At 59.5% G+C, this 25,782-nt stretch carries 24 protein-coding genes; 11 read left to right on the top strand and 13 right to left on the bottom strand.

Annotation, left to right across the window (positions count from 1 at the left end; translation table 11 throughout):
• Positions 1-37: 37 nt before the first annotated feature.
• From HYN24_RS12035 to HYN24_RS12000, 8 genes are all read right to left on the bottom strand, one after another.
• Positions 38-841: a cytochrome b/b6 domain-containing protein gene (locus tag HYN24_RS12035; protein WP_117609473.1), complete on the bottom strand. Its 804-nt coding sequence runs from the start codon at positions 839-841 to the stop codon at positions 38-40.
• A 61-nt stretch (positions 842-902) separates the two neighbouring features.
• A complete protein-coding gene (locus HYN24_RS12030; protein WP_162888721.1) occupies positions 903-3,026 on the bottom strand; it encodes an MtrB/PioB family decaheme-associated outer membrane protein in 2,124 nt (707 codons plus the stop codon).
• A gap of 17 nt (positions 3,027-3,043) precedes the next feature.
• A complete protein-coding gene (locus HYN24_RS12025; RefSeq protein ID WP_117609471.1) occupies positions 3,044-4,027 on the bottom strand; it encodes a DmsE family decaheme c-type cytochrome in 984 nt (327 codons plus the stop codon).
• Between the two features lie 23 nt (positions 4,028-4,050).
• Positions 4,051-4,395, bottom strand: coding sequence for a c-type cytochrome (locus HYN24_RS12020; protein WP_240327666.1), 345 nt, complete (start codon positions 4,393-4,395; stop codon positions 4,051-4,053).
• A 142-nt stretch (positions 4,396-4,537) separates the two neighbouring features.
• Positions 4,538-5,191, bottom strand: coding sequence for a response regulator transcription factor (locus HYN24_RS12015; protein WP_117609470.1), 654 nt, complete (start codon positions 5,189-5,191; stop codon positions 4,538-4,540).
• Positions 5,188-7,218, bottom strand: a complete 2,031-nt coding sequence (locus tag HYN24_RS12010) for an ATP-binding protein (protein WP_162888720.1) — start codon at positions 7,216-7,218, stop codon at positions 5,188-5,190. The genes HYN24_RS12015 and HYN24_RS12010 overlap by 4 nt, the downstream gene beginning before the upstream one ends.
• 40 nt (positions 7,219-7,258) lie before the next feature.
• A complete protein-coding gene (locus HYN24_RS12005) occupies positions 7,259-7,462 on the bottom strand; it encodes a hypothetical protein (RefSeq protein WP_117609468.1) in 204 nt (67 codons plus the stop codon).
• Positions 7,463-7,499: 37 nt separating this feature from the next.
• Positions 7,500-8,078: a cob(I)yrinic acid a,c-diamide adenosyltransferase gene (locus tag HYN24_RS12000; RefSeq protein WP_117609467.1), complete on the bottom strand. Its 579-nt coding sequence runs from the start codon at positions 8,076-8,078 to the stop codon at positions 7,500-7,502.
• A 60-nt stretch (positions 8,079-8,138) separates the two neighbouring features.
• On the opposite strand from HYN24_RS12000, the gene hyi reads away from it, so the two are divergent.
• The 6 genes from hyi (at position 8,139) to HYN24_RS11970 (ending at position 14,806) form a co-directional block, all read left to right on the top strand.
• Positions 8,139-8,912 carry a hydroxypyruvate isomerase gene (hyi, locus tag HYN24_RS11995; protein ID WP_117609466.1) on the top strand — a complete coding sequence of 258 codons (774 nt, stop codon included), beginning with the start codon at positions 8,139-8,141 and terminating at the stop codon, positions 8,910-8,912.
• Complete coding sequence (locus tag HYN24_RS11990; protein ID WP_117609465.1) at positions 8,909-10,165, top strand: glycerate kinase; 1,257 nt, start codon at positions 8,909-8,911, stop codon at positions 10,163-10,165. The genes hyi and HYN24_RS11990 overlap by 4 nt, the downstream gene beginning before the upstream one ends.
• Positions 10,166-10,169: 4 nt before the next feature.
• On the top strand, positions 10,170-11,651 hold the full coding sequence (locus tag HYN24_RS11985; protein ID WP_117609464.1) for an FAD-linked oxidase C-terminal domain-containing protein: 1,482 nt from the start codon (positions 10,170-10,172) through the stop codon (positions 11,649-11,651).
• Positions 11,651-12,712: a glycolate oxidase subunit GlcE gene (gene glcE, locus HYN24_RS11980; RefSeq protein WP_117609463.1), complete on the top strand. Its 1,062-nt coding sequence runs from the start codon at positions 11,651-11,653 to the stop codon at positions 12,710-12,712. The genes HYN24_RS11985 and glcE overlap by 1 nt, the downstream gene beginning before the upstream one ends.
• Positions 12,712-13,947 (top strand): glycolate oxidase subunit GlcF, encoded by a 1,236-nt coding sequence (glcF, locus tag HYN24_RS11975; RefSeq protein ID WP_117609462.1) that lies wholly within the window; start codon positions 12,712-12,714, stop codon positions 13,945-13,947. The genes glcE and glcF overlap by 1 nt, the downstream gene beginning before the upstream one ends.
• 82 nt (positions 13,948-14,029) lie before the next feature.
• Positions 14,030-14,806, top strand: a complete 777-nt coding sequence (locus HYN24_RS11970; protein ID WP_117609461.1) for a PP2C family serine/threonine-protein phosphatase — start codon at positions 14,030-14,032, stop codon at positions 14,804-14,806.
• 66 nt (positions 14,807-14,872) lie between these two features.
• Here the strand turns inward: HYN24_RS11970 and HYN24_RS11965 are convergent, their stop codons facing one another.
• The 4 genes from HYN24_RS11965 to HYN24_RS11950 all read right to left on the bottom strand — a co-directional run bounded on the left by HYN24_RS11965 (position 14,873) and on the right by HYN24_RS11950 (position 19,864).
• Positions 14,873-16,354, bottom strand: a complete 1,482-nt coding sequence (locus HYN24_RS11965; protein ID WP_117610359.1) for a DEAD/DEAH box helicase — start codon at positions 16,352-16,354, stop codon at positions 14,873-14,875.
• Positions 16,355-16,507: 153 nt separating this feature from the next.
• Positions 16,508-16,873 (bottom strand): response regulator, encoded by a 366-nt coding sequence (locus HYN24_RS11960; protein WP_117609460.1) that lies wholly within the window; start codon positions 16,871-16,873, stop codon positions 16,508-16,510.
• On the bottom strand, positions 16,857-19,403 hold the full coding sequence (locus HYN24_RS11955; RefSeq protein ID WP_117609459.1) for a HAMP domain-containing sensor histidine kinase: 2,547 nt from the start codon (positions 19,401-19,403) through the stop codon (positions 16,857-16,859). Before HYN24_RS11955 ends, HYN24_RS11960 begins: the two co-directional genes overlap by 17 nt.
• Positions 19,404-19,450: 47 nt before the next feature.
• Positions 19,451-19,864, bottom strand: coding sequence for a hypothetical protein (locus HYN24_RS11950; RefSeq protein ID WP_117609458.1), 414 nt, complete (start codon positions 19,862-19,864; stop codon positions 19,451-19,453).
• Positions 19,865-19,958: 94 nt separating this feature from the next.
• On the opposite strand from HYN24_RS11950, the gene HYN24_RS11945 reads away from it, so the two are divergent.
• The 5 genes from HYN24_RS11945 to HYN24_RS11925 all read left to right on the top strand — a co-directional run bounded on the left by HYN24_RS11945 (position 19,959) and on the right by HYN24_RS11925 (position 25,458).
• The gene (locus tag HYN24_RS11945; RefSeq protein WP_117609457.1) at positions 19,959-21,245 is read left to right on the top strand and encodes an extracellular solute-binding protein; all 1,287 of its coding nucleotides are present in this window, start codon (positions 19,959-19,961) and stop codon (positions 21,243-21,245) included.
• Entirely contained in the window at positions 21,245-21,988 is a 744-nt protein-coding gene (ugpQ, locus tag HYN24_RS11940) for a glycerophosphodiester phosphodiesterase (RefSeq protein WP_117609456.1), read from the top strand. The genes HYN24_RS11945 and ugpQ overlap by 1 nt, the downstream gene beginning before the upstream one ends.
• A gap of 64 nt (positions 21,989-22,052) precedes the next feature.
• Positions 22,053-22,406 (top strand): hypothetical protein, encoded by a 354-nt coding sequence (locus tag HYN24_RS11935; RefSeq protein WP_117609455.1) that lies wholly within the window; start codon positions 22,053-22,055, stop codon positions 22,404-22,406.
• 137 nt (positions 22,407-22,543) lie between these two features.
• Positions 22,544-25,159, top strand: coding sequence for an alanine--tRNA ligase (gene alaS, locus HYN24_RS11930; RefSeq protein ID WP_117609454.1), 2,616 nt, complete (start codon positions 22,544-22,546; stop codon positions 25,157-25,159).
• Positions 25,156-25,458, top strand: coding sequence for a hypothetical protein (locus HYN24_RS11925; protein ID WP_117609453.1), 303 nt, complete (start codon positions 25,156-25,158; stop codon positions 25,456-25,458). Before alaS ends, HYN24_RS11925 begins: the two co-directional genes overlap by 4 nt.
• On the opposite strand, the gene HYN24_RS11920 is transcribed toward HYN24_RS11925, so the two are convergent.
• Positions 25,459-25,773 (bottom strand): hypothetical protein, encoded by a 315-nt coding sequence (locus HYN24_RS11920; RefSeq protein WP_117609452.1) that lies wholly within the window; start codon positions 25,771-25,773, stop codon positions 25,459-25,461. It lies immediately after the preceding gene.
• Positions 25,774-25,782 lie beyond the last annotated feature (9 nt).

Below are 25,782 nucleotides of genomic sequence, written 5' to 3'. Positions count from 1 at the left end.
CGGCGCAAGCCCTTCCTGACGACGGGTGATTGTCAGATCAATACGACGGGATGAATTTGTTTATCCAGCCGAAAAGTTCGATCAGCGGCCAGACAAGGCAGATCAAAATACCGGAAACCAGAATGACCTCCGTGATTGCCGGGCCGACGGAATCAGAAAGATTCTTGGCAAAGCGCGGTGCGGGGACTTGTTTGTAGTGCTTCAGCTCCGGATCATCAGCCATCGCATCCTTGACGCCGGTGATCATGCCGATGACGTGCCCGGATTTATGCACGGCGGTAGCCCACAGGGTGCCCAGCAGGTGGCAGGTTACAAGCGATGCGGCCACATTGCCACAGAAGATATGGAGGTCCTTGAGGCCGACAACCAGATCCTGACCAAACACGGTCATCGTGAAAAACTCATCTTCCCACTCGCTGGGAACCATGTTGCCGAGCGGCCCCAGTTCCTGGCCAGAGCTGTAAAGCATGATGCCCAGAGCGCCGGTACCCAGCATGGCAAAAAGCAGCCCGAAAACCATCAGCCCACCCAGCGGGTTATGCGAAATGGTATGCATCGGATGGCCGACCACCGAGTCGATGCCGTATTTGATCATCGTCTTCGGGCTGTAGATAAAAGTCCAGAAACGCACTGCCCGCGGCCCGACTAGCCCGTAGATGATGCGGAAGCACATATAGCCCATGATGATGTAGGCGGCGTACGCATGCAGGGGAAACTTTGATGCCTTGATGTACAGGGCGGCAAAGCATAGAACCATGACCCAGTGGCCAATGCGGATAAGCGGGTTCCATACTTTGACGAAGACCCGCTTGGGCGGGGTGTTGGTTTCTTGTTCGCTCATTTGCTGTTTTCCTAACTATAAATACAAACCGGGCTGTTGCCAGCCCGGTTCAAAGAGACTATCAGAACGACTGGATAAGGCTTATTCCAAATATCTGCGTTGTCTGTTCCGGCTTAACGTAGATTCTTGTGCCATCCGCATACACCCAGTTTTGCCAAGTGTAGTCATCCATCTTGCGCAGGTCGTAGATGTAATCAAGCCGCAGTTTCGTCGCTTTCGAGACCTGATATGTTCCATAAAGACTGAATGTGTTCTGCGTATATTTTGCATCGGGAATAATTCCCATGCCTGTGGCGACAACTCCCGTTGATGTACAGGCCGCATTTAGACATGTTGTTGCTGGGAGTGGGCTGATTTCCTGCTTGGTCAAGTCGCGGGTATAAAAATACTTGGCACCCACATCAAATACAGACAGCTTTCCTGTTATTCCAAATCCAAACTGGTCTGAATCCTGATTTAGTTTCGCATCCCACTGAATCAAGCCCCCCGTGCGGAATGTGGTCGTTCCTGACGCGCATGTTCCAGTTCCGGAGCAAACCGCTCCCTGCATGTTTTGCTGAATGTTGCCAGTTTGCTTTGAGTACCACCCGTTCAGTTTCCAGTTGTCGGAGATGTCGTAGTTTGCATCAAATGAAAAGACTTGCCCTTCTCCGGAGTCGAGACCGTATGCACTCTTGGTGTACTTGTCGAAAAATGCCTCATAGGCAAATTGGAGATTTAAGCGCTCCGCAGGTGACCAGTCCACCATGCCACGGACCTTTTCTCGCTGCCGGTCAGCCAGGTAGACGGGATAAATTGTAGGATTCCCGCCTTCCCAGTCTGAGCCAGTACGGTCGGCGTGGGCTAGGGTAATCGTGCCGTTAACTGTTTCACCCATCGATTTGCGGAGGGAAAGGCGGGTAGTAAGTTCCTCAACTTCGCGTCGTTCCCACTCCAGGCTACGCTTATGTGTGTAATCGAAGCCGCCGTTGATGCTGAATCCACCGCCGATCCGGTAGTCCGCCTCGGCCTTCCCCCAATTTGCGACATGGGATTCAGGATTGTTCGGGTAGCCCGTATAGAACAAGCGAACTGGCGTTTTGTCACTTTTATCTTCGTATCGCCATGATCCAAGCAATTTGAAGTCCTTCGTGATACGCGAGGTTAGTGAGGCAAAGGCTTCGGTTGTTTGAACTTTGGCATCCAGATTGCTACCGATTCCTGGATTTACGTCGGTGCGGAACAGGAAGTTTTCATTCTGGCGGCCCTCCGAATAGGCGACTTTGAGTGAGCCCCGGGTACTGTCCGTAAAGTTATAAGCACCGTTTACGTAAATTTGCTGAACCTGATTATCGGGCGACAATGCGATCGGTGAAAGACCACCGGCTCCGGTAGATACGAGAGCAGTATTGGTGCCACCAACAATCGCCAGCGAATTGTTTTTGGCACTCAGGAAACTGCCGTAATACCCAGCAGAAAGTTGGAATTTGGCCGCCGAGTAATCAAGCGTGGCTTCAAATTGCTGGTGTGACTGGTTGATGGGCTCAGGTGAAAAAAGATAGCCGCTATAGCGGTTTGGTGTTCCTGTTCCAGCAACGCCGCGAACACCGTCCATGCGCGTACCGGTCTTTTCTTCATTTTTGAACGAAAAGCTCAGCTTTAGGCCTTCCATCAAAAACTTGCTTGCAGACAACGTTGCTATATCGCGTTGGGTCTTCAGGTTTGTTTCATAGACCACAGGGTTGGTTAAAGTACCGCCACTAAATGCGCCATTGGCATAGGATGGTTGGGTAATTTGATTCGAGCCGATACCAGCTACTGCCGTATTTACCTGATACGGCGCATAACGAGGAATCTGGTTGTAGTCCAGGCCTAGCGCCCAATCACCCTGTTGTTCGTAGGAGATTCCAATCTCCTGGGTGCTTAGCCCAAGGTTTTCAGCCTGAAGTTTGAACCACTGACCCTGATTGTTACGATTGACGATATTTAGATCAATATTTCCGCTAATGCCGGTTTGATTGACACCGTTATATTGGCGATACAGCGGATTGACCTTATCCATGTAAGGTAGTTTGAAGGTGGCTTCGGTTGCATTGGGATTTACCAAGGCATCGATTTCATCATCCGCTTGTACTTCGGCGAATGGAAATGCGGCGGAGAGGGCAACAAAAATTGCAGTCCGCATAAAATTCGTTTGCTTGCTCATGATCATTTTCCTTGAGATCAGCGGAAGAAACGGCCAGCACCGCTAGATGTGGCGGTACTTGGATTATTGCTGCCATGGATATTGGTGTGGCAGTTGCTGCATCCTCGGGCCTGGGCGTATCCGGGGCCGATATTGCTGCTGATCGCGTTTGGCATATTGCTACGTACGCCGGGTACGTTACCAGGATGCGAAGAAGAACCGTGACACTGCTGGCACAGGAATGGCATACGGGACTTCAGCATGTTTTCCGCTACGGTGCCATGTGGGTTGTGGCAGTTTGAACAGTCCTCAACGACCGGCTGGTGATTGTGGATGAAAGGCCCACGTTTTTCTGCGTGACAAGTGAAACAGGTGGCGTTGGTCGTGTCTTTAACCAGCATTTTCTGACCAGCCGAACCATGAGCATTATGGCAATCCGAACAAGTCATCTTGCCTTCCGGGATCGGGTGATGCGAAGGCTTGTTAACTTCTGCGCGCTGCTGCTTGTGGCAGGTGTAGCAGACTTCCGGCTGGGCGCGCTTGTCGCGAACCTTGTCGTGACCGGTATGTACCTGGTGGCAGGAAGTACAGGCGACGTCATTGCTTGAGTGCGCGCTGGTATTCCAGTTCATGTGCTTGCCGCCTTGGTGGCAGCCGGTGCACACGGCACTCTTTTCTTCAGCAGTCAGGGTGGATTTCTTGCCAAAATTGCGCTCGGTAGCCGGGCGGACCTTGACGTCTTCAGGCTTGTTGGCGTGCTTCTCGCTCTCTCCATGGCAAGACGTGCAGCTTGGGACGCGGCCATCCTTGGCAACCCCGTGCTTCGTCTTGGCGATGGACAGAACAGGCACAACTTCACTTTCATCGTGACAGCTGGTGCATTTGGCGTCGTCCTTGTAGATGACATCCTTGCTGCCCGGAACCGGCAACTTGCTGTCTGCGGCCAGAGCCGGTGATGCTGTTAGGCACAACCCGACGAGCATCAGCGACGCCAAGGCAGCCTTGCGCATTTTTGTAATCATTATTGTTACCCCCAGAAAACTATTTAACGAGTCAGGATCCACTGGACGATGGCCTTGATTTCAGCGTCGTCCTTGGTTTTAAGCGGTTCGTGGTCTTCCTTTTTGCCCTTGATTTCGACTTGCTCGAAGGATGTGACGCGCTTGTAGAACTTCGCAGCGATATCCGGCTTGTCGCGGTTCTTTTCGGCGATCTCTTTGTACGAGGGACCGTCCTTGGCCTTGTTTTCGGCGTGGCACTTGAAGCAATTGTTCTTCTTCATCAATGACTTGACTTCGTCGTCACTGAGCGCGCTGGCGCTCGTTGCGGTCATGATCAGTGCGGAAAAGATGCCCAGCGTGGCGAGGGTCTTGGCGGAAAACTTCATCATCTGACTCCTGTTGCAAATATTCAAAAACCGAAGGACACAAACTAGTTACATTTAACTAGCGACATTGTCTTCCGGTTCTTCAGCCCCCTTTATCGGAAGGGGATTAATTTGCGTGTAGGAATTTTCTGATTCTGGCCTCGCGTCAGGCCATATCGTCCTGCTCGACGAGTTTGTGCGTGATGGCATAGCGGATCAGATCCGCCATGTTGTTGAAATTCATCTTTTGCAGAATGCGGCTCTTGTGCGTACTGATTGTTTTGACGCTGAGAGAGAACTCATTGGCGATTTCGGTTAGCCCCAGGCCCTGAGCGAGCATCTCGAAAACCTGAAATTCGCGATCCGATAGCAGTGTGTGCGGGAAAACCTCACTGATCGGGTGCAAACCACGCGCCATGATCTCGGCAACCTTCTCGCTGACAAAGACGCCGCCACCAGCTACCCGGCGCATCGCTGCGAGCAGCAGTTCGCTGTCGCTTTCCTTGGTGACGTATCCGGAAGCACCAGCGTGCAGGGCTCGCACGGCATATTGCTCTTCCTGATGCATGCTGAGGATGAGGATGGGCAGGTCGTGCTTTTCATCATGGACGTGCCGTATCAGATCAATGCCGTTTCGTCCGGGCATCGAGATATCGAGCACTAGAAGGTCGCAAGTCGCGGCCCGAATGTGCTGCATGACTTCAATACCGTTGGCGGCCTCGCCGGCAACCAGAAAATCCTCTGAATCCTCCAGGATCTGCCGAATACCGTCGCGAATGATGGCGTGGTCGTCGGCTAGCAATACGCGTATCTTGTTCATGCCTGCCTCTGCTCGATTTCAACCGGGATGCGCACTTCGATTCGTGTTCCCCGGCCGCGTACGGAGTCTACATCAAAGCTGCCGCCGAGCAGTGTCGAACGCTCTCGCATGCCGATCAATCCAAAACCTTCCCGCTTTGTGCTTTCGACCTGGATGCCGACACCGTTGTCCTTGATGACCAGTTGCCAGTGATATGTATTTCGGTGCAGCCGGATTTCGACCAGGCTTGCTTCGGCGTACTTGGCAACGTTGTTCAGGGATTCCTGCATGATCCGGAACAGGGCGAGGGCGACTGGGCCTCCTTGGGTGGGTTCTTCATCGGCAAGCCGGAGATCAACCTCGATGCCCGTGCGCTGGGCGAATTGGTCTGCCAGCCAGCTGGCTGCGGCAGTCAGCCCGAGATCGTCGAGAATCAGGGGGTGTAACTCTGTCGTGATCCGCCTGACAGCGGCAATGGTGACATCCAGTTGTTTGACCATTGCGCCAAGTTTGCTCGATAGATCCGGACGTTGTGCCGGCAGACGACTTTCCAGCCAGCGCAACTCAAAACGGATACCTGTGATCAACTGCCCCAGTTCATCATGCATTTCACGAGCGATACGGCTTCGCTCGTCCTCGCGTACCTTTTGCAGCATGGCCGTCAGTTCTTTCAGCTGTCTGTTGCTTTCGCGCAAGGCTTGCTCGACGCGGTGGCGCTCGGAAACGTCGCGCAAGACAAGGGTGAGGTAGCGTTGGTCCTGAACCCGGACACTTGAGTAGCTTGTTTCAAGAACGACTGATTGACCATTGGGACGCTTGGCTGTGATTTCGTCGAGTGAGTTCTCGTCGGGGTCTGCTGGTGCGTCACCTTCATGCAACCAGAGGGAAAGCTTGTGGGCAGACTTGTCATCGAGGCAGTTGGCGAACCGGAAGGTTTCTGTCGCCGGCTCGGGAATGCTGAACATCTTTCTGGCAGCTGCATTGAGCATCACGATGTTCAAGCCCGCATCTACCGTTACGATGGCATCGTGGACCGATTGGATAAGTTGGCGCATTCGTTCGTCCTGCTTGTGCAGGGCAAGGGTCAACGCATCGGTCTGCTTCAGATGGCTTACCAGGCTGACAGTGGCCAGCAGAATAAGCAGGACGACGAATCCAACGCCGAGAATGACCATTGCGGCGATTTTGCGCCAGGGGGCCAGCACACGTTGCTCGGAATAAAAGAGCGCTATGGTCAATGGAAAACCGTTGACCCGATTCAGGCCGGCAAAGCCGGGCACCCCTTTCAAAATTACGGGCGCTACCTGATGCCGTTCTGGTTCACCATCTGTAATTGGCCCTAACGAGGGTAAATCTTCAATAAATATCCCCATCAACTCATCGTTCTGCGGAAAACTGGCGACGCGCAAGCCCCTGTCATCGAGCAATTCGATTCCATCAGCCAGATTGGTGCCGACTTGCCGATAGAGTTTGTTGAAATAGTCAATTCTGATGGAAGCCACGAGAATGCCGCGCAAGTGATGAGCTTCGTCAAAGAACGGGATGCTCATGAAGATGCTCCACTCCCCATCAAGCCGGCTACGCAACGGCGGGCTGAGAAAGTAGCTGTCATCGGGCTTGTTCAGAAAATGCTGGAAGTAGTCCCTGTCGGCAAGGGACATGACCTGGGTTCGGTCGGCAAATGACGAATTGGCGAGCATGCCGGCGCGGTCCACGATGAACAGGGAGCGCAGCTGCGGAAGACCTGCGACGCGTGCCTTGAGCAGAAACGTGACCGGTGTGTCATCAAGATCAAGGCGTCTCCCAACGGGGTCAGACAGCCTTTCCCTGGCGCTGCGCATCACTAGCGACACACTTTCCAGACTATTTGCAGTCTGGTCTGAAAGTACGCGACTGAGTCCAGCCAGTTGATTTTGGGCTTGTTGAACGTCGGTTTGTCGCAAATCGTAGAGCATCAACCATGCGCCGAGTATCAGCACCATGATGGTGATGGCGAATGTCAGCAATAATGCCCGGGTCGAATTTGCTGAACCCATCAAGACCTGCAAGAGATTTCTCCGAAATTCACTCCAGGCGCTCGGCGCACACTCACGCCATCCCGGCAAGTGCCGCAGCGAGATCCGAGTTGTCGTCGTCGGACTTGATCTGCTGGCTTTCGATGCTCACCGCGTAGCCGGCCAGGCGCAGTTGTTCGGCCCAGTACTCGGCATCCTTGCGCGAGTCGTGCCAGGGGCCGCGCTCGATGATCGGATCAGAGCCGCGGTTGCGGTAGATGGTCTTGACCCGGTACACGGCTTATCCGATCCCAGGGAAAAGGAGGGCGAAAGGCTCAGGCTGCATTCTTGCCCTTTTGCCACAGGACGTCGCCACGTCCGCCCGCCCGGTTGAGGGCGCGACCAAGGATGAAGAGCAGGTCGGAGAGACGGTTGACGTAGCGGCGTGCCGCGTCGGACAGCGGTTCGGCGCCGTGCAGGCGAACCATCGAGCGCTCGGCGCGGCGGCAGACCGTGCGGCTGAGGTGGGCAAGCGCGGCGGCGCGGGTGCCGCCGGGCAGGATGAATTCCTTGAGCATGGGCAGGTCGGCATTGAAGGCCTCGGCCTGTGCTTCGAGACGGGCTACCTGGGCATCCTTCATGACTGCCATGCCGGGCAGGCAGAGTTCGCCGCCAAGGTCGAAAAGGTCGTTCTGGACATCGAGCAGGGCCGCCCGCATGGCTTCCGGCATGTCTTCGCAAAGCAGCACACCCAGGCCGGAGTTCAGTTCATCGACCTCGCCGATGGCGTCGATGCGCAGGCTGTCCTTGGTCGTCCGGCTGCCGTCGCCGAGCCCGGTCGTGCCGGCGTCGCCGGTGCGGGTGACGATCTTCGACAGGCGGTTGCCCTTGCGTTCTTGTTCGTTGTCATTCACGTTGCGTTCTCCTGATAAGTGCAGATTATACTTTTGGCTCACGCTAATGACTGCTCCATCATGCCCAAGTTCGCTGCCAATCTCAGTTTTTTGTTTGCCGATGTGCCATTTGCTGAACGTTTCGAGCGGGCTTCTGCTGCCGGCTTTCGCGGTGTGGAATATCTTTTCCCCTACGACTGGCCGGCGCATGATGTAGCGGAATGGCTCAAGGCGGCCGATGTCGAGCAGGTGCTGTTCAATCTGCCACCCGGCGACTGGGCGGCTGGTGAGCGGGGCCTGGCCTGTCTGCCGCATCGTCAGGGCGAGTTTGCCGAAAGTGTCGAACTGGCGCTCAACTACGCCATGGTCCTCGACTGTGAGCGGGTCCATTGTATGGCCGGCCTGCGGCCGCAAGGCGTCGCTGAGTCGGCACTGGAGGCGACCTACATCGCCAACCTGCAATTCGCAGCTGACCGTTTTGCCACGGTGGGCGCTACCGTGTTGATCGAGCCGATCAACAGCCGCATCGATATGCCGGGTTACTGGCTGGATGACATTAACAAGGCGGTGTCCTTGATCGGCGCCATTGATCGCAGCAACGTCAAGCTGCAACTCGATCTGTATCACGCGCAGATCATTCAGGGCGATCTGGCGCGGACGATTGAGGCCAATCTCGGCCGCATCGGCCATATTCAGATCGCCGACAATCCCGGTCGCCACGAGCCTGGTACCGGCGAAATCAACTACCCATTTCTTTTTGATTGGCTCGACAAACTGGGGTACGACGGCTGGGTTGGCTGCGAATACAAGCCACTGACGACGACCGAGGCAGGCCTCGGCTGGCGTCAGCAATGAATCAACGTGACACCCTGCGCCGCCTTTTTGATGCGGCCATTGCGGCGGCCGATCCGGCCCTGTGCGTGCCGCCCCATCTGCCGCCGGATGACGGTGGCCAGCTGATCGTCATCGGCGCAGGCAAGGCGTCGGCGGCGATGGCGCAGGCCGTCGAGCACCATTGGTCGGGGCCGCTTGACGGTCTGGTGGTGACGCGTTACGGCCACGGTGTGCCGTGCGAGCGGATCAGGATCGTCGAGGCAGCACACCCGGTGCCCGACGCGGCGGGCGAGGCAGCCGCGCTGGCTATTGTTCAGCAAGTTTCCGGACTGACGGCAGAAGACCGAGTTCTGGCACTGATTTCCGGCGGTGGCTCGGCCCTGCTGGCGGCACCGGCTGTCGGCATCACGCTGGCCGAGAAGCGGGCGCTCACCTCTGCACTGCTGCGTTCGGGGGCGAGCATTGGCGAGATCAATTGCGTACGCAAGCATTTGTCGGCCCTCAAGGGTGGGCGGCTGGCCGCTGCTGCCTGGCCGGCCCAGGTGCTGACGCTGGCGATCTCGGATGTGCCCGGTGACGACCCGGCGGTGATTGCCTCCGGCCCGACGATCGGTGACCCCTCTACAGCAGCCGATGCGCTCAAGGTGCTCGATTTCTACGGTATCGAACTGCCGGCCGTGCTGCGCCAGCGGCTGGTTTCGGGGGAGCTGGAAACGCCCAAACCGGGCGATGCACGGCTGGTGCGCAGCGATTTTCGCCTGATCGCCAGTCCGCGCCAGATGCTCCAGGCGGCAGCTGCCGAAGCGCAACGGCTCGGCATTACGCCGCTCATTCTGGGCGACGCCATCGAGGGCGAAGCACGGGAGGTCGCCAAGGTCATGGCGGGCATGGCGCGCTCGTCCGGGCTGCATGGTTTCCCGGCGAAAAAGCCATGCGTGCTGCTATCCGGTGGCGAAACGACGGTGACCATGAAGGGCGATGGACGCGGTGGGCGTAATACGGAATTTCTGCTTGCGCTCACCTTGGCATTGGATGGTGCTACCGGCATCCACGCGTTGGCCGCCGATACCGATGGCATCGATGGCAGCGAAGACAATGCCGGTGCTTTTGTCGGCCCGGATACGCTGCTTCGGGCGCGCGCTGCCGGACTGGACCCGCGCCGGCATTTGTCCAACAACGATGCCTGGGGCTTTTTTGCCGGGCTTGGCGACCTGTTGGTGACTGGTCCGACACGGACCAACGTCAACGACTTTCGCGCCATCCTCGTAGAATGACGGCATGAATTTATCCGATCCTGTTTTCTCGACCGATCAGGCTAGCCTGGCCCGTCGCCTGCAGCGCTTTCTGCCGGCCCATTGCCTGCTGCTCGGCGAAGAGGATTTACGGCCCTACGAATGCGACGGCCTTACCGCCTACCGCCAATTGCCCCTCGCAGTCTGTCTGCCCGAGACCGAGGCGCAGGTCATCCATATCCTGCGTACCTGTCACCAGATGGGCGTGCCGGTCGTGGCGCGCGGTGCGGGTACGGGGCTGTCGGGCGGGGCGATGCCGCATGCCGAGGGCGTTGTGCTGTCGCTGGCCCGCTTCAACAAAATTCTGCGTGTTGACCGGGTGGCCCGCCTTGCCGTCGTTCAGCCCGGCGTCCGCAACCTGGCTGTGTCCGAAGCGGCGGCACCCTTCGGTCTCTACTACGCGCCCGATCCGTCATCGCAAATTGCCTGCACGCTGGGAGGCAACGTCGCCGAAAACTCGGGGGGGGTGCATTGCCTGAAATACGGCCTGACCGTCCATAACGTCTTGCGCATCCGTGTTGTCAGCATCGAGGGCGAGGTTTTTGATATTGGCTCGGAGGCGCCCGATGCGCCCGGCTACGATCTGCTCGCCCTGCTCATCGGCTCCGAGGGGATGCTTGGCGTGGTCACCGAGGTGACCGTCAGGCTGATCCCCAGGCCTGAACTGGCCCAAGTGGTGATGGCGTCGTTCAACGATGTCGCGCAGGCTGGCGATGCGGTCGCCGCGATCATCGCCGCCGGCATCATCCCGGCTGGTCTGGAGATGATGGACAAGGCGGCAACGGCGGCCGTCGAGCCTTTCGTCAAGGCGGGCTACGACATGAATGCCGAGGCCATTCTGCTCTGCGAGTCCGATGGCACGCCGGAAGAGGTCGCCGAGGAAATCGCCCGGGTCACCGAAGTGCTGACGGCAGCCGGCGCCAGTGATATTCGCGTGTCGCAGTCGGAAGCGGAGCGCCTGCGTTTCTGGGCCGGACGCAAGGCGGCCTTTCCGGCAGTCGGGCGCATCACGCCGGATTATTACTGCATGGACGGGACCATTCCCCGCAAGCGCTTGGCCGACATGCTGTCGGCCATTGCCGCCATGGAAAAGAAGTACAGCCTGCGCTGCGCCAATGTCTTCCATGCCGGTGACGGCAACCTGCATCCGCTGATCATGTACGACGCCTCGCAACCGGGCGACTGGGAACGGGCCGAGGCCTTCGGGGCGGAGATACTCGAATTGTCGGTGGCGCTCGGTGGCTCGATCACCGGCGAACACGGGGTCGGGATCGAGAAAATCAACCAGATGTGCGTCCAGTACGCGACGCCGGAACTTGAGGCTTTCCATCGCGTCAAGGCGGCCTTTGATGAGAGCGGCCTGCTCAACCCCGGCAAGGCCGTACCAAGCCTCCACCGCTGTGCCGAATACGGTCGCATGCACGTGCATCAGGGCGAGGTGAAATTTCCCGAACTGGAGCGTTTCTGATGCCGGTCCTGTGTGAACTCGACGACATTGTTTCTGCCGTTCGGGCGGCCCATGAGCACCAGATGCCGCTGCGTATCCGGGGTGGTGGCAGCAAGGACTTCTACGGCGGCCTGCTGGCCGGTGAGGTTCTTGACGTTTCCGGCCATCGCGGCATCGTTGCCTATGAACCAACCGAACTGTACATCACCGCCCGCGGCGCGACGCCGCTGGCCGAGATTGAGGCGGTGCTGGCCGGGCAGGGGCAGATGCTGGCCTTCGAACCACCGCATTTCGGCTCGGCAACGGTGGGGGGTTGTATCGCTGCCGGCCTCGCGGGGCCGCGTCGGCAGCAGGCCGGCGCCGTGCGCGACTTCGTACTCGGGGTGAAGCTGGTCGATGGGACGGGGCAGGTCCTCAATTTCGGCGGTCAGGTCATGAAGAATGTCGCCGGCTACGACGTCTCACGGCTGATCTCGGGCAGCCTTGGTACGCTCGGCGTGATTGCTGAAGCGACGCTCAAGGTACTGCCCCGGCCAGTGGCCGAAACCACCTTGCTATTTGTCTGCGATGCCGCCGAGGCAATCCGTCGGCTCAACGAATGGGGCGGCCAGCCGCTGCCGGTTTCTGCCTCTTTCTGGCATGACGGTCAGTTGTCGCTGCGCCTCTCCGGGGCGCGGGCAGCGGTCGAGGCGGCCGCCGCCAAACTGGGCGGTACGCCAGTGCCTGATGCCGAAAAGTTCTGGCTGTCGGTCCGCGAACAAACGCACCCGGCCTTTGCCGGCCCGTTGCTGTGGCGACTGGCTGTACCGTCCACCGCGCCGTGTCCCGGGCTCGACGGGCTGTGCGCCATCGAGTGGGGTGGTGCGCTGCGCTGGTATGCCGGCGAGCCGTCGGCGATTCGTGGCGCGGCAGCCGGTCTCGGTGGACATGCCGTGCTCTACCGTGGGCCAGAGTCGCTACGCTGCCTGGAAGGGGCCTTTGCGCCGTTGTCGCCGGCCCTGCTCGCCCTGCACCGACGCTTGAAAAAGGCCTTCGATCCGAAGGGCATCCTCAATCCCGGCCGTCTCTACGCGGAGTTTTGATGGATACCACGCTGACCGACGAACTGCGCGCTACCCAGGCCGGCCGGATTGCCGAGGAAATCCTGCGCAAGTGTGTGCATTGCGGTTTCTGTACCGCCACCTGCCCGACTTACCAATTGCTTGGCGATGAACTCGACGGCCCGCGTGGCCGTATCTACCTGATCAAGCAGGCGCTCGAGGGCAAGCCGGTGACGGAAAAGACGCGTACCCATCTTGACCGTTGCCTGACCTGCCGCTCCTGCGAAACGACCTGCCCGTCGGGCGTCAAGTACAGCCATCTGCTTGATGTCGGGCGTCAGGTCGTTGAGGCACGGTTGCCGCGACCGCTGGCCGATACGCTGAGGCGCTGGGTCCTTAAGGCCGTTTTGCCGCGACAGGCGCTGTTCGGTAGCGCAGTGAAACTTGGCCGTCTGGCCAAAACCCTGTTGCCATCGAGTGTGGCTGACCAACTGCCGGCATTTCAGCCGGTTGGTGGACCATGGCCGTCACCGGCTGGCCATCCCCGCCGGATGCTGATACTGGCCGGCTGCGTGCAGTCCTCGCTGGCCCCCAATATCAATGCTGCGACAGCGCGCGTCCTGAATAAACTGGGCATCGAATTGTTCGAGGAGGCCAAGGCTGGTTGCTGCGGTGCCGTGCGCTTTCATCTCAATGACCAGGACGCCGGTCGCCATGATATGCGGCGCAATATCGATGCCTGGTGGCCGCATGTCGAAGGCGGTATTGAGGGCATCGTCGTTACTGCCTCTGGCTGTGGCGTCCAGGTCCGCGACTACGGGCATGTGCTGGCCGATGATCCGGCCTACCGCGACAAGGCTGCGGCAATCAGTGCCCTGTGCCGCGATCCGTCCGAGGTGCTGACCGCCGAAAAGACCCGCTTGCTGGCTTTGCTGGCGGCTCATCCGGAGCCGCGGGGGGCGCTGGCCTTTCACTCGCCCTGTACGCTGCAGCATGGCCTGCAGATTCGCGGCAGTATTGAAGTATTGTTGCAGGCAGCCGGCTACCAGCTGACGCTGGTGGCCGACAACCATTTGTGCTGCGGCTCGGCCGGCACCTATTCTCTGTTGCAACCCGAGTTGGCCGGACAGTTGCGGGACAACAAGCTGGCGGCCCTGGCGGCCGGCAAACCGGCGCTCACGGCGACGGCGAACATTGGTTGCCTGATGCATCTGCAGGCCGGCAGCCTGGTTCCGGTCCGGCACTGGATAGAATTGATAGATGAGGCGCTGGCATGACAGGCGATAGCGTACAGTTGGCTATCGTGTCATCGAGAATTTATGCCTTTCGTGATAATCTTGCCGGCTTCAGGGAGGAAGGATGGCAATAGGAGTCGACGCCTGCGCGGCGCAGCATCAAGGGGATCGCAAGGAACAACAGGATCGCGTTGCGATCCTGCCGCACGGCCGTCAACGCGGCGTGGCGCTGGCCGTCGTGGCCGACGGCATGGGCGGTCATACCGGTGGTGCACTGGCTGCCGAGCAGGTCGTTCATACCGCTAAAACCAACCTCGACCAGTTTTCATCGGCCGATGAAAGCCCGCAAAAAATGCTGGAAAGCAGCATGCAAGAAGCGCATACGATGATCAAGGCGTCGCGTTTCATGAACGAAATGGATCCTCACAGCACTGCAGTCATGCTGCTCCTGCAGCCGGGGCAGGTCACCTGGGGGCATTGCGGCGATAGCCGTCTCTACCATTTTCGCGGCGACAAGCTGGTCCACCGCTCAGTCGATCATTCCTACGTCGAACATCTGGTCGCCCTAGGCAAGATCACCGCCGAGCAGGCGCTGACCCACCCCAACCGCAATGTGCTGCTGGCTTCGCTCGGGGGGCAGGAAGCGCCCAAAATAACCCTCTCCGAACCCGCTGAACTGGTCGCTGGCGATGCTTTCGTGCTCTGTTCGGACGGCCTCTGGGCGTATTTTGACGATGCCGAACTTGGCATGATGGTCGCCCAGAACTCGGCCCGGCAGGCCTGCGAACTTTTGATTGACATGGCGCGGCATCGCGCGCGTGGCACTGGCGACAATCTGTCGCTGGCCATTATCAAGCTGGTTGATGTACCGGCGACGAAGAAGGTGTCGGTGCGAGGCTGAGTTTTCTCCCCGCTCCATAAGAAACGGCGCCTGATAGGCGCCGTTTTGTCTAGCGAGGATTTTTCCTTACTTGCGTCCGAGACCACCGAGCAAGGCCGCAACAACCCGTTTCGGCTTATGCGGGTCCACCTTGGCCGGGGCCGTCGGTGAATCCGGTACATCGCCGCGTGGTGAGTTGTCTTCGTAGGGCTTGCTGAAGTCAAAACCGTCGGCGGCGATCATCGGGTTGCGCCGGGGTGGTCGGCGATCCTGCCGGTCATTGCGTTCCGGTCGAGCCGAGCGGTCGCTACGCTCGGGGCGTTCTGATCGTTCTGGACGCTCACTGCGTTCGGGGCGCTGGGCGGTCGGGGCGACTACCGGGGCGCTGCGCTTTCTCTTGTTGCCGAGCGGATATTCATATTCCGGTTCGGGTTCGAACCCGGCCACCTCGATCTGTTCGATCGGCCGTTTGATGAGCTTTTCGATATCGACCAGATAGACAACTTCGCGTGCGCTGACCAGCGAGATGGCATTGCCCATCTTGCCAGCGCGGCCGGTACGGCCGATGCGGTGCACGTAGTCTTCCGGGGTGTGCGGCAGTTCGTAGTTGATGACGTAGGGCAGATCATCAACGTCGAGACCACGGGCGGCGACGTCAGTGGCGATGAGGGCGTCGGTCTCGCCGCCCTTGAACGCCTCGAGTGCCTTGATGCGTTCAAGCTGGCTCTTGTCGCCGTGAATGGCGTCGGCCTTGATGCCGGCACGTTGGAGTTCTCGGGTCAGGCGCGAGCAACCCTGCTTGGTGCGACAGAAGACGATGCACTGACGGATTTCGCCGGATTTCAGCAGCTTGGTGAGCAGGCCGCGCTTGCCGTATTCGGAGACCGGGTGGACGCGGTGAGTAATGGTGTCCGAGACCTGGTTGCGGCGGGCGACTTCGATCAGGATCGGCGACTTCAACATGCTATCGGCCAGCTTCTTGATTTCTTCCGAGAAGGTGGCCGAAAAAAGCAGGCTCTGGCGCTGCGCCGGCAGCATGTTGAGGATGCGCGTGACGTCAGGCACGAAGCCCATGTCGAGCATGCGGTCGGCTTCATCGAGGACGAGGGCCTGGACGGAATTAAAGCTGACACTCTTGTTTTCGACGTGATCGAGCAGGCGGCCCGGCGTGGCGACGAGGATTTCGACGCCTTTCTTGAGTTCGGCGATCTGCGGCTTGATGTCGACGCCGCCGAAGGCGCACATGGCGCGGATCGGTGTGTGCTTGCTGTAGGTCTTGACCGACTCGAAGACCTGCATGGCCAGTTCGCGGGTTGGGGCGAGGATCAGGGCGCGTACCGGGTGCTTGGCCGGCGACGGGCTGCTGCTGGCAAAGGGCAGGATGCGCTGGAGGATGGGCAGGGTGAACGCGGCCGTCTTGCCGGTGCCGGTCTGGGCGCCGCCCATGATGTCCTTGCCGCTGATGACGAGGGGGATGGCCTGGGCCTGGATCGGCGTCGGCTTGGTGTAGCCTTCATCGAGGACGGCACGCAGAAGTTCGGGCGCCAGGCCGAGGTCGGCGAAGGTGATTTCAGGCGCTGCATCGGCAGCGATGGCTACGGCGTTATCGCCGGCTAAGGTATTGATTTCAGACATGGGGCCGAATTATACGCCTACCTGCCGCCAAGCACCCGGCTGCTTGAGCCCGGCCTTAAAAACGAATCCCGAGCGGCTGCGCCAAAACTAAAGTTTGGCCACCAGATCTTCAATGCGCTGGCGGCTGATCGGTTTGACGAGAACTTCGTCGAACCCGCAGGCGAGGAGGCGTTGCTCATCCTCCGGGAAGGCATGTGCCGTATAGGCAACGATGTGCAGCCGCTGGGCGGTCTCGGCCGCCCTTAGGGCGGCGCAGGTTTCTTCGCCGGACAGGCCGGGCATGCTGATGTCGAGGAGGACGAGGCGGAATTGATGCTCGGCGGCCATGGTCAGCGCCATGGTGCCGCATTCGGCTTCGAATACCGTCCAGCCGAATTTCTTGAGCAACGCGCAGGCAAGTAGTCGGTTGGTCGGATGGTCGTCCACGACCAGGGCGTTACGTTGTTCGGTCATGGCCGATATCCAATGGCAGGTAAACAGTGAAGGTCGATCCGGCACCAATGTCTGAGTCGAGGGTCACGCTTCCGCCCATGTGTTCCACCAACTGGCGAACGAGGGCTAGCCCCAGACCGGTGCCACCATGTTCCCGGGTCAGGAAATTGTCCAGCTGTTTGAATTTCTCAAAAATTGTTTCGTGGTGTTCCGGTGCAATGCCGGGGCCGGAGTCGCGAATGGCGAAGGCGATGTCGCGTTCGGCACGGGAGACATGAAGGCTGACCTGGCCGACCGCCGTGAACTTGACCGCATTGCCGAGCAAATTATTGAGGATCTGGCGCAGGCGCGTCGGGTCGGTATTGAATGTATCGGGTAGGTCATCGGCCAGCTGCAGTTCGAGTTTCAGGCCTTTTTCTTCGGCTATGGCCCGTTGGCTGGCAATGCATTCAGAGAGCATGCCGGCAAGTGGAACTGCACTGATGTTGAAGTGCATTTCGCCGGACTCGATCTTCGCCAGGTCGAGAATTTCGTTGACCAACTGAAGCAGGTGGTTGCCGCTCTGCGCAATGATTTCTGCATGACTGCGTTGATCGGGATCTTCGAGATCGTCCTTGAGGAGATCGGCAAACCCGAGAATACCGTTGAGCGGGGTGCGCAGTTCGTGTGACATGGTGGCCAGGAAGGCGGATTTTTGCCGGCTGGCCTCCTCGGCTTTCTCTTTCGCCTCTTCGAGACGCTTAAAGGACTCTTCAACGGAATCAGCCATGCGGTTGAAGGAGCGGGAAAGTTCGCCCATTTCGTCGGAGGAGTTCGCCTCCAGTCGTCGTTTCAGATCTCCCTGCTGGAAGGCACGAATGCCCGAGATCATTGCCGTGATGCGGCGGGTGAGCAACCCGGCCATCCACACGGCAATGCCGATGACGATAACGACCATGAGCAATGTCGAGCCCCACAGGCCGATGGCGGTTGTGGTCAGACCGTCGGCAATGTGGTCAAGCAGTTCGCTGCGTTGGGCGGCAAGGCTGGCATCCTTTTCTTCGAGCAGGGTGTTGATGCGTCCGGCTGTCTCGGTCGCCGCCTTGTGGAACTCGTCGACATTAGCGCCGATGGTGACAAAACCGAAGCCCTGGGGCGATTTGCCGTACTGGCCGGTGTAGTACGGGATGGCGGCGGCAGTGGTGAGCTTCCACAGGCCGGAGAAGAAGATGACGAAGGAGCCGGAGCCGCCATGCTCGGTCAGTGCATTCCAGCCGTCGCATTGTGGCGAGAAGTTGAGGTAGCGGCAGTCAAGGCCGACCGTGCCGGCTTTGATCAGCTCCTTGGCCGGCTTGAGTTTGAGGTTCTGGTTACGGAAGGGTGGCGTGCCCGCCAGAAACTCGTGCGAAGGCTTGCCGCTAGCCTGCCATTCGGCGTACAGGTCGGCATCCATCCAGGGAGTGGCTGGTTGCCCGGTTTGCGCATCGTAGCCGGTGATGAAGTAATCCCGCGGATGGGAAATGGAGCGACTCCGGTGGTCCCAGAGGAAGGCGTAATTGCCCTTGATGGCATCGGCAATCGGGGTATGGCGCTCCTCGGTCGGCATTAGCCGGTCGGAGAACTGGCGAATGTGGTCGTGGTCAAGGGCGAGGGTGACGTAGCCGATGGTCTGGCCGCCCCGGAGGACCGGCATGGCCCAGCGGACAATGCCCCGAAATCGCTTGCCGACGGGGTTCTCGGTGCCGGCGTAGGCAGATTCTTCGGGCTTGAAGGGCTTGCCGGCCTTATCCAGGCTGGCTGGCAGGTAAGGCCCGATGAGCTGGGTCGGAACGTACGCACCGATCACCTCGGAGACGTAGATGTCGCCCGGCTTCAGTTTTTTCAGGTCGGCGAAATAGGTTTCCGCCCTGACGAAGGTGTTGTTGCGGACGCTGATGTTCTTGCGCCCTTTGTCGGTCAGCTGGCTGGTGGTGACCTTGACGGTCTCGTTGCCGTTGAGGTCGATAAAGGTCATTTCGACGAACAGCGGGCGTTGCTCCTTCTCGCCAAAATATTCCGCCGGACGGGCATGGAAATCCTTGGCGTTATCGGGCAGTATCGGGCGCGTTACCTTGGCCTCGCGCACAACAGGCTGTTCGGGTACCCACGACTTGCCATCTTCAGCGAGTTTCCACGGCCCATGCTGATAAACCGGCCGGGTCCGTTCACTGAGAAAGTTGCGGAACGCCGCTTCGGAAGGTTCGAGCGCCGCTGCTTGCCGGATGTCGGCGTCGCGGCCATAGAGGAAAGTGGCGATTTCCTTGGCTGTTTCGGTGGTCAGTGCCTCGATGGCTTCACGTGAACGCAGGTCGAGGGCGCGAATCGAGTCATCGGTAACGGTCTTGCCTACCGTCTTGATCGTCGTCAGCATGGCATCGGCCATGCTGCCCGCCTTGGCCGAAACGTCTTCGCCCAACTGGCTGGTGGCGTGCCAGGCAAATCCTGCCAGCAGGAGCAGCGGCACTACCTTGATCAGGACAAAAACGCCGATCAGCTTGCCGCGAATGCCGCCAAGAAAATTGGGAAGCTTCATGGTGTCTGTCTTCTCGTCGTCAGCAGCATTGAAGTCTCCTCGCCTGTTTAGTGTTTGTCGGCTTTTTTCTCGGGTTCAGCCTTGTGCTCATCCTTGGCATCTGCCTTGGCATCTGCCTTGGCATCGCCTTCGCCTGCCGCCTCTGCTTTCTTCTTTTTCTTGGCGCCCGGTGGTTCTGGCGGGGGCAGTTGCGGCGCGATGGTCTCGAGCTTGTTTTCGCGCATGTATTCGTCCATCTCGCGCCAGCCGGTGTAGATGCCAGCCTTGGGTAGCCAGCCGTAAATCGAATAGCAGTCCTCGATGGCTCGACCGGACTGGCGGCAGGCGCTGCCAACCGCCTTCGCTTCCTGTTCGGCCTTGGCTTCCTTTTTGGCTAGATCCTCAAGACCGAGCTTCTGGTTCACCTGGTCGCAGGCGCCCAGTCCAAGGACGGCGAGAATAAGAAAAGTTGGCTTGATCATGGGTGGAATTTTCGCATATTTGCGAAAAATGTGTGGCGAGCGTGATAGTGCTTGGCCGTTATAATTTGCATCTTTAAGAACCGCTGGAGTATCCATGTCGCATTGTGTTCGTCCCCTGGCACTCGTTCTCGCCCTGGCTCTGGCCAGTTCCCTGGCCCAAGCCAAGCCGCCGAAGCCAGCACCTGCGCCGGTGCCGACCGCCGAATTCGAGCTGGCACACAATCTTGGTGCGGTTGGCGAAGATCGTCTACAGGCCATTGTCGATCGCTTCAACAAAGAATCCGGCAGCACCCTCAAGCTGGTCCGTCTGGAAAAGGGCGGCAAGCCGGCGGCATTGAATCTGGTCAGTCGTTACGACATGAGTGATGTGCTCAGCCAGCCCAAACAATTCGTGCCGCTGTACGAGATGATGACCAAGGCCGGCGAGCCCCTCAAAATGGGCGAATTGTCGGCTGATCTCAAGGCCGGTTCGCTGGACGCCAAGGGCCGGCTGGTCGCCTTGCCGGTGCTGTATTCGACGCCGGTGCTGTTCTATAACAAGAACGCCTTCCGCAAGGCCGGCCTGAATCCCGATCAGCCGCCCAAGACCTGGTTTGAAATGCAGGGCATGCTCGACAAGTTGCAGGACGCCGGCTATGCCTGCCCGTACACCTCGTCGTGGCCGGTCTGGGTGCATGTCGATAACGTCAGCGCCATTTCCGGTTTGCCGGCGGTTTCCGACAAGGGCGTGCTGGCCTTCAACGGCCTGCCGCAGGTCAAGCATTTGGCGATGATGGCGACGTGGACCAAGGCCAATTATTTCAAGCTCTTTGGTCGTCGCAACGAAGCCAGTGCGCGTTTTCACGAAGGTGAGTGCGCGATGATTTCCACCGATTCGCGCGAACATACCGATTTCCGGGATGCCAAGGGCGTCGAACTCGGGGTCGCGCCTCTGCCTTATCACGATGATGTCTATGGCGGTCGTCAGTCTTCGCTGGCCGATGGTGCGTCGCTGTGGATCGGCGCTGGCCGTTCGGCGGCACAGTACAAGCAGGCAGCCAAATTTGTCAGCTTCCTGATTTCGCCCGAAATGCAGCTTGAAATTGTCCGTGTCTATGGCGGCCTGCCGCTGACCTCGGCAGCCCGTGCCGCGATGCGCAGCAAGCTGCTGCAGGACGGCGACAAGACGCTCGACGTTGCCTACGCCTCGCTGAATGGAAACGGCGGCAAGTCGGCTGTGCGCGTCGCCAATATCGATCCGGTGCGTATCATCACCAACGAGGAGCTGGAAGCGGTGTGGGACGACAGGAAGCCGGCCAAGGCGGCGCTCGATACCTCGGTGCATCGCGGCAATGTCCTGCTCGGTGCCAAGCCGCTGCTGAAGAAGGCGCAGCCCTTCTGATGCGCTTGCCGCTGCCGCGCTGGATTGCCCATCGCGGTGGCGGTTCGCTGGCGCCGGAAAACACCCTGGCCGGCATTCGTCTCGCCGCCCGACTGGGTTTCGCGGCGGTCGAGTTTGATGTGATGTTATCGGCCGACGGTACGCCGCTGCTGATGCACGATGAAACGCTGGAGCGGACGACCAACGGACAGGGGCACGTCAGTGCCACGTCGGATGCCGTGCTTTTCCGGCTCGATGCTGGCGGTGGCGAACGCGTTCCCGGTTATGCCGAGGCGGTTGCCTTGTGCCGTCAATACGATCTGCTGGCCAATGTCGAGATCAAGCCGGCCGCCGGTTTCGAGCGCGAAACCGCCGAAGCGGTGGCTCGCCAGAGTGTCAAGTTGTGGCAGGACGCTCGGGTGCCGCCCCTGATTTCATCCTTCTCGCTGGAAGCGTTGGAAATTGCCCGTGATCTGGCGCCGCAGATTCCTCGCGGGGTGCTGTTCGAGCAAGTGCCTGATGATTGGCTGGCCGTGTTGCTTCGCCTTCAGGCTGTCACCCTGCATTGTGCCGCCGAAGGTCTGACCGATGCAGTATTGGCGGAGGCGCGGGCCAACGAGATTCCGGTGCTCTGTTATACCGTCAACAGTGAAACGTCGGCGGGTGCGCTGTTCAGGCGCGGCGTCAGTGCGGTTTTTACCGACCGCCTTGACCTCTTTGCACCAGAAACAAGTGCTTACAAAGGCTTGCATTTAGGCGGCTGATTTTTAGCCGGTTTTATTTTCTAATGATTGCCAGGGAGTCAGCCCTAACCATCAGGAGATCAACATGCAAATCGCCAAGTCCATCGCCATCCTTTCCCTTGTTCTGCCGTCCCTTGTCTTTGCCCAGGCCAATACGCCGCGGGTCGATCAGCGCGAAGCCAATCAGGAGCGCCGTATCGAGCAGGGCGTTGCTTCCGGCAGTCTGACCCAGCGCGAGGCCAATCGTCTCGAGCGCGGCCAGCAGCGCGTCGACAACATGGAAGCCAGAGCCAAGGCCGATGGTGTCGTGACGCGCCAGGAACGGGGCCAGCTCAATCACGCGCAGAACGTGCAGAGCCGGCGCATCTACAACGAAAAGCATGATCGCCAGCACGATTACAACCACAATGGTCGCGTCGATCGTCCGCATCGCCATTGATATCTCACATCTGTGCGCAAATGACCCGCCGCCCGGCGGGTTTTTTGTTTGGCTCAACGCATTGCTGCTTCACCGGCCTGAGCTTTGATTTAAAATCACGGGCTTCGAACATCAATGCCATTTAGGGCCGCCAGCTTATGAAAAGCGCCGAAATTCGCCAGCAGTTCCTCGACTTCTTTGCCTCCAAGGGCCATCAGATCGTTTCCTCCAGTTCGCTGGTGCCGCACGAGGACCCGACCCTGTTGTTCACCAATGCCGGGATGAACCAGTTCAAGGACGTCTTCCTTGGTTTCGACAAGCGCCCCTACACGCGCGCCACGACCTCGCAGAAGTGTGTGCGCGCCGGCGGCAAGCACAACGACCTTGAAAACGTCGGCTACACGGCGCGCCACCACACCTTTTTTGAAATGCTTGGCAATTTCAGCTTCGGCGACTACTTCAAGCGCGATGCCATCCGGTACGCCTGGGAGTTGCTTACCGAGGTCTACAAGCTGCCCAAGGACAAGCTGACGGTCACCGTCTATGCCGAGGACGACGAGGCCTACGACATCTGGACCAAAGAGATCGGCGTGCCGGTCGAGCGCGTCATCCGCATCGGTGACAACAAGGGGGCGCGTTACGCTTCCGATAATTTCTGGATGATGGGCGATACCGGCCCCTGTGGTCCGTGCACCGAAATCTTCTACGACCACGGCGAAAAGCACTGGGGTGGCCCACCGGGATCCCCGGACGAAGACGGTGACCGTTTCATCGAAATCTGGAACAACGTCTTCATGCAGTTCAATCGCGACGAAGCTGGTGTCATGCACCCGCTGCCCAAGCCCTCGGTCGATACCGGCATGGGTCTCGAGCGCATTTCTGCCGTGCTCCAGGGCGTCCATGCCAATTACGAGATTGACCTCTTCCAGGCCCTGCTCAAGGCCGCCGCCCGTGAAACCAGTGCGGCCGACATGGCCTCGCCCTCGCTCAAGGTGCTGGCCGACCATATCCGCGCCTGTTCCTTCCTGTTGGCCGATGGCGTCATTCCCGGTAATGAAGGCCGTGGCTACGTTCTGCGCCGCATCATCCGCCGCGCCATCCGTCACGGCTACAAGCTCGGTGCCCGGGCTGCCTTCTTCCACAAGATGGTGCCGGATCTGGTCGCCGAAATGGGTCTGGCCTATCCCGAACTTGGCCAGAATCAGGCCCGTATCGTTGCCACGCTGAAGCAGGAAGAAGACCGTTTCTTCGAAACCATCGAGCACGGCATGGCCATTCTCGAAGGCGAACTCAAGTCGCTCGGTGAAGGTGGTGTCTTCAACGGCGATACCGCCTTCAAGCTGCACGATACCTACGGCTTCCCGCTCGATCTGACGCAGGACATCTGCCGCGAACACAAGATCACCGTCGATGCCGCCGCCTTTGATGCGGCGATGGCGCGCCAGAAAGAGCAGGCGCGTGCCGCCGGCAAGTTCAAGATGGCGACCAACCTCGAATACGATGGCCCGGCCACGACTTTCCACGGCTATGCCGGGCTGGAAACCAAGGCCAACGTGCTGGCCCTGTACAAGGACGGCGCGGCGGTCAACCAGTTGCATGAAGGCGAAATCGGCGTTGTTGTCCTCGACGACACGCCGTTCTACGCCGAATCCGGCGGCCAGGTCGGTGACTGTGGTGCGCTGCAGTCGGTACATGGCATCTTTGCCGTTGAAGATACGCAGAAAATCCAGGCCACGGTGTTCGGCCATCACGGTGTCGTCAAGACCGGCACCCTGACGGTCGGCAATGGCGTCACCGCCAAGGTCGACGTGCTGGCCCGTCAGCGCATCATGCGCAATCACTCGGCAACCCATCTGCTGCACAAGGCGCTGCGCGAAGTGCTCGGCGATCACGTTCAGCAGAAGGGTTCGCAGGTCGACCCGGACAAGACCCGTTTCGACTTCGTGCACAACTTGCCGATGACCGATGCCGAAATTCGCCGCGTCGAGAATATCGTCAATGCCGAGATTCTCGCCAACGTCGCCACCGAAACCCGCGTTCTGCCCATCGCCGAAGCACAGAAGCTCGGCGCCATGATGCTCTTCGGCGAAAAGTACGGCGATGACGTGCGCGTTCTGGACATCGGCTCCTCGCGCGAACTGTGCGGCGGGACGCACGTCAGCCGGACCGGCGACATCGGACTTTTCAGTATCACGGCCGAAGGTGGCGTGGCGGCCGGCGTGCGCCGCGTCGAAGCGGTGACCGGCGACAATGCATTGACCTACATGCAGGACATGGAAAGCGCGCTGGGCGGTGTGGCCGGCACCCTCAAGGTCCTGCCGAAAGATGTGCATGGCCGCGTTCTCGCCGTCCTTGACCAGGTCAAGAAGCTCGAACGCGAACTGGCTGCCCTCAAGGGCAAGCTGGCTTCGGCCCAGGGCGACGACATGCTGGCCCAGGCCGTCGACATCAAGGGAGCCAAGGTGCTGGCGGCAACCCTCGAAGGGGCTGACATCAATGCCCTGCGTGAAACCATGGACAAGCTGCGCGACAAGCTCAAGTCGGCAGCCATCGTGCTGGCCTCGGTGGCCGACGGCAAGGTGACCCTGATTGCCGGGGTGACCCCGGACCTGACCGGCAAGGTCAAGGCCGGCGAACTGGTCAACATGGTCGCCCAGCAGGTTGGTGGCAAGGGCGGCGGTCGTCCCGATATGGCGCAGGCGGGCGGTACGCAGCCGGAAAACCTTGGGGCGGCGCTGGCTTCCGTGGCGGTCTGGGTGGGCGGCAAGCTGTGAAAACGGCTTTTGCGCTGATGCTGATGCTGGTGGCGGGGCCGGGCCTCGCCACCGAACTCGACCGGACACCCCTCGAGGCGACGACCGTTGGCGGCGAGAAAGTGCGCCTTTATCCCAATGGCCGCTGGAAGTTTGTTGATGCCGCAAAGGCGGCCGAGGCCGAGAAGCTGGCCGGTGAGTATCCAGAAAACAAGGCGCGTCCGGCCGAAGCGCAAGGGGGTGTTTTTGGTGTTGGCCGGCTACTCATGCCCGGCGACAAGGATTACAACCGCGGGTCGCTCAACCCCAAGCTGCGCTGATCAGCGCAGCCGCTGTTCTGGCGGCAGTTCACGGATGAATTCACCTTCGATGGCCGGCTCATCAAAGGCCGGCTCGGGGTTGCCCATTTGCTGAGTCTCGCGCATTTGCTGCATCTGCTTGCGCAGGGGGCGCGTTTTCCACCATAGCCAGCCACCGAGCACGACGCCAATAACGGCGACAACGGCCAGGGCGACCAGCGAAAACATGAAACCGAGGACCAGCAGGCTCGCGCTCAGGACAAAGGCGACCAGCCTGGCCACAGGGCCGGGGGTGCTGCCTTGTTGAAACGGGGAATTCGGCCGGGTGCTGTCCATGATCTTTCC

Origin of the sequence: Dechloromonas sp. HYN0024, from assembly GCF_003441615.1 — a bacterium.
In the GTDB taxonomy this organism is placed as follows: domain Bacteria; phylum Pseudomonadota; class Gammaproteobacteria; order Burkholderiales; family Rhodocyclaceae; genus Azonexus.
The sequence above is the reverse complement of the archived record's forward strand: the minus strand, read 5'-3'. Positions and strand labels throughout refer to the sequence as shown.

What these genes read in the sequence shown, in the direction of transcription:
- glcE (WP_117609463.1), top strand. Translation starts at nt 11,651, where the DNA reads ATGCCGGTCCTGTGTGAACTCGACGACATTGTTTCTGCCGTTCGGGCG.
- hyi (WP_117609466.1), top strand. Translation starts at nt 8,139, where the DNA reads ATGCCCAAGTTCGCTGCCAATCTCAGTTTTTTGTTTGCCGATGTGCCA.
- ugpQ (WP_117609456.1), top strand. Translation starts at nt 21,245, where the DNA reads ATGCGCTTGCCGCTGCCGCGCTGGATTGCCCATCGCGGTGGCGGTTCG.
- HYN24_RS11970 (WP_117609461.1), top strand. Translation starts at nt 14,030, where the DNA reads ATGGCAATAGGAGTCGACGCCTGCGCGGCGCAGCATCAAGGGGATCGC.
- HYN24_RS11950 (WP_117609458.1), bottom strand. Translation starts at nt 19,864, where the DNA reads ATGATCAAGCCAACTTTTCTTATTCTCGCCGTCCTTGGACTGGGCGCC.
- HYN24_RS11955 (WP_117609459.1), bottom strand. Translation starts at nt 19,403, where the DNA reads ATGAAGCTTCCCAATTTTCTTGGCGGCATTCGCGGCAAGCTGATCGGC.
- HYN24_RS12035 (WP_117609473.1), bottom strand. Translation starts at nt 841, where the DNA reads ATGAGCGAACAAGAAACCAACACCCCGCCCAAGCGGGTCTTCGTCAAA.
- HYN24_RS12030 (WP_162888721.1), bottom strand. Translation starts at nt 3,026, where the DNA reads ATGAGCAAGCAAACGAATTTTATGCGGACTGCAATTTTTGTTGCCCTC.
- HYN24_RS12020 (WP_240327666.1), bottom strand. Translation starts at nt 4,395, where the DNA reads ATGATGAAGTTTTCCGCCAAGACCCTCGCCACGCTGGGCATCTTTTCC.
- HYN24_RS11935 (WP_117609455.1), top strand. Translation starts at nt 22,053, where the DNA reads ATGCAAATCGCCAAGTCCATCGCCATCCTTTCCCTTGTTCTGCCGTCC.
- HYN24_RS11985 (WP_117609464.1), top strand. Translation starts at nt 10,170, where the DNA reads ATGAATTTATCCGATCCTGTTTTCTCGACCGATCAGGCTAGCCTGGCC.
- HYN24_RS11920 (WP_117609452.1), bottom strand. Translation starts at nt 25,773, where the DNA reads ATGGACAGCACCCGGCCGAATTCCCCGTTTCAACAAGGCAGCACCCCC.
- glcF (WP_117609462.1), top strand. Translation starts at nt 12,712, where the DNA reads ATGGATACCACGCTGACCGACGAACTGCGCGCTACCCAGGCCGGCCGG.
- HYN24_RS11990 (WP_117609465.1), top strand. Translation starts at nt 8,909, where the DNA reads ATGAATCAACGTGACACCCTGCGCCGCCTTTTTGATGCGGCCATTGCG.
- HYN24_RS12015 (WP_117609470.1), bottom strand. Translation starts at nt 5,191, where the DNA reads ATGAACAAGATACGCGTATTGCTAGCCGACGACCACGCCATCATTCGC.
- HYN24_RS11945 (WP_117609457.1), top strand. Translation starts at nt 19,959, where the DNA reads ATGTCGCATTGTGTTCGTCCCCTGGCACTCGTTCTCGCCCTGGCTCTG.
- HYN24_RS11960 (WP_117609460.1), bottom strand. Translation starts at nt 16,873, where the DNA reads ATGACCGAACAACGTAACGCCCTGGTCGTGGACGACCATCCGACCAAC.
- alaS (WP_117609454.1), top strand. Translation starts at nt 22,544, where the DNA reads ATGAAAAGCGCCGAAATTCGCCAGCAGTTCCTCGACTTCTTTGCCTCC.
- HYN24_RS12025 (WP_117609471.1), bottom strand. Translation starts at nt 4,027, where the DNA reads ATGATTACAAAAATGCGCAAGGCTGCCTTGGCGTCGCTGATGCTCGTC.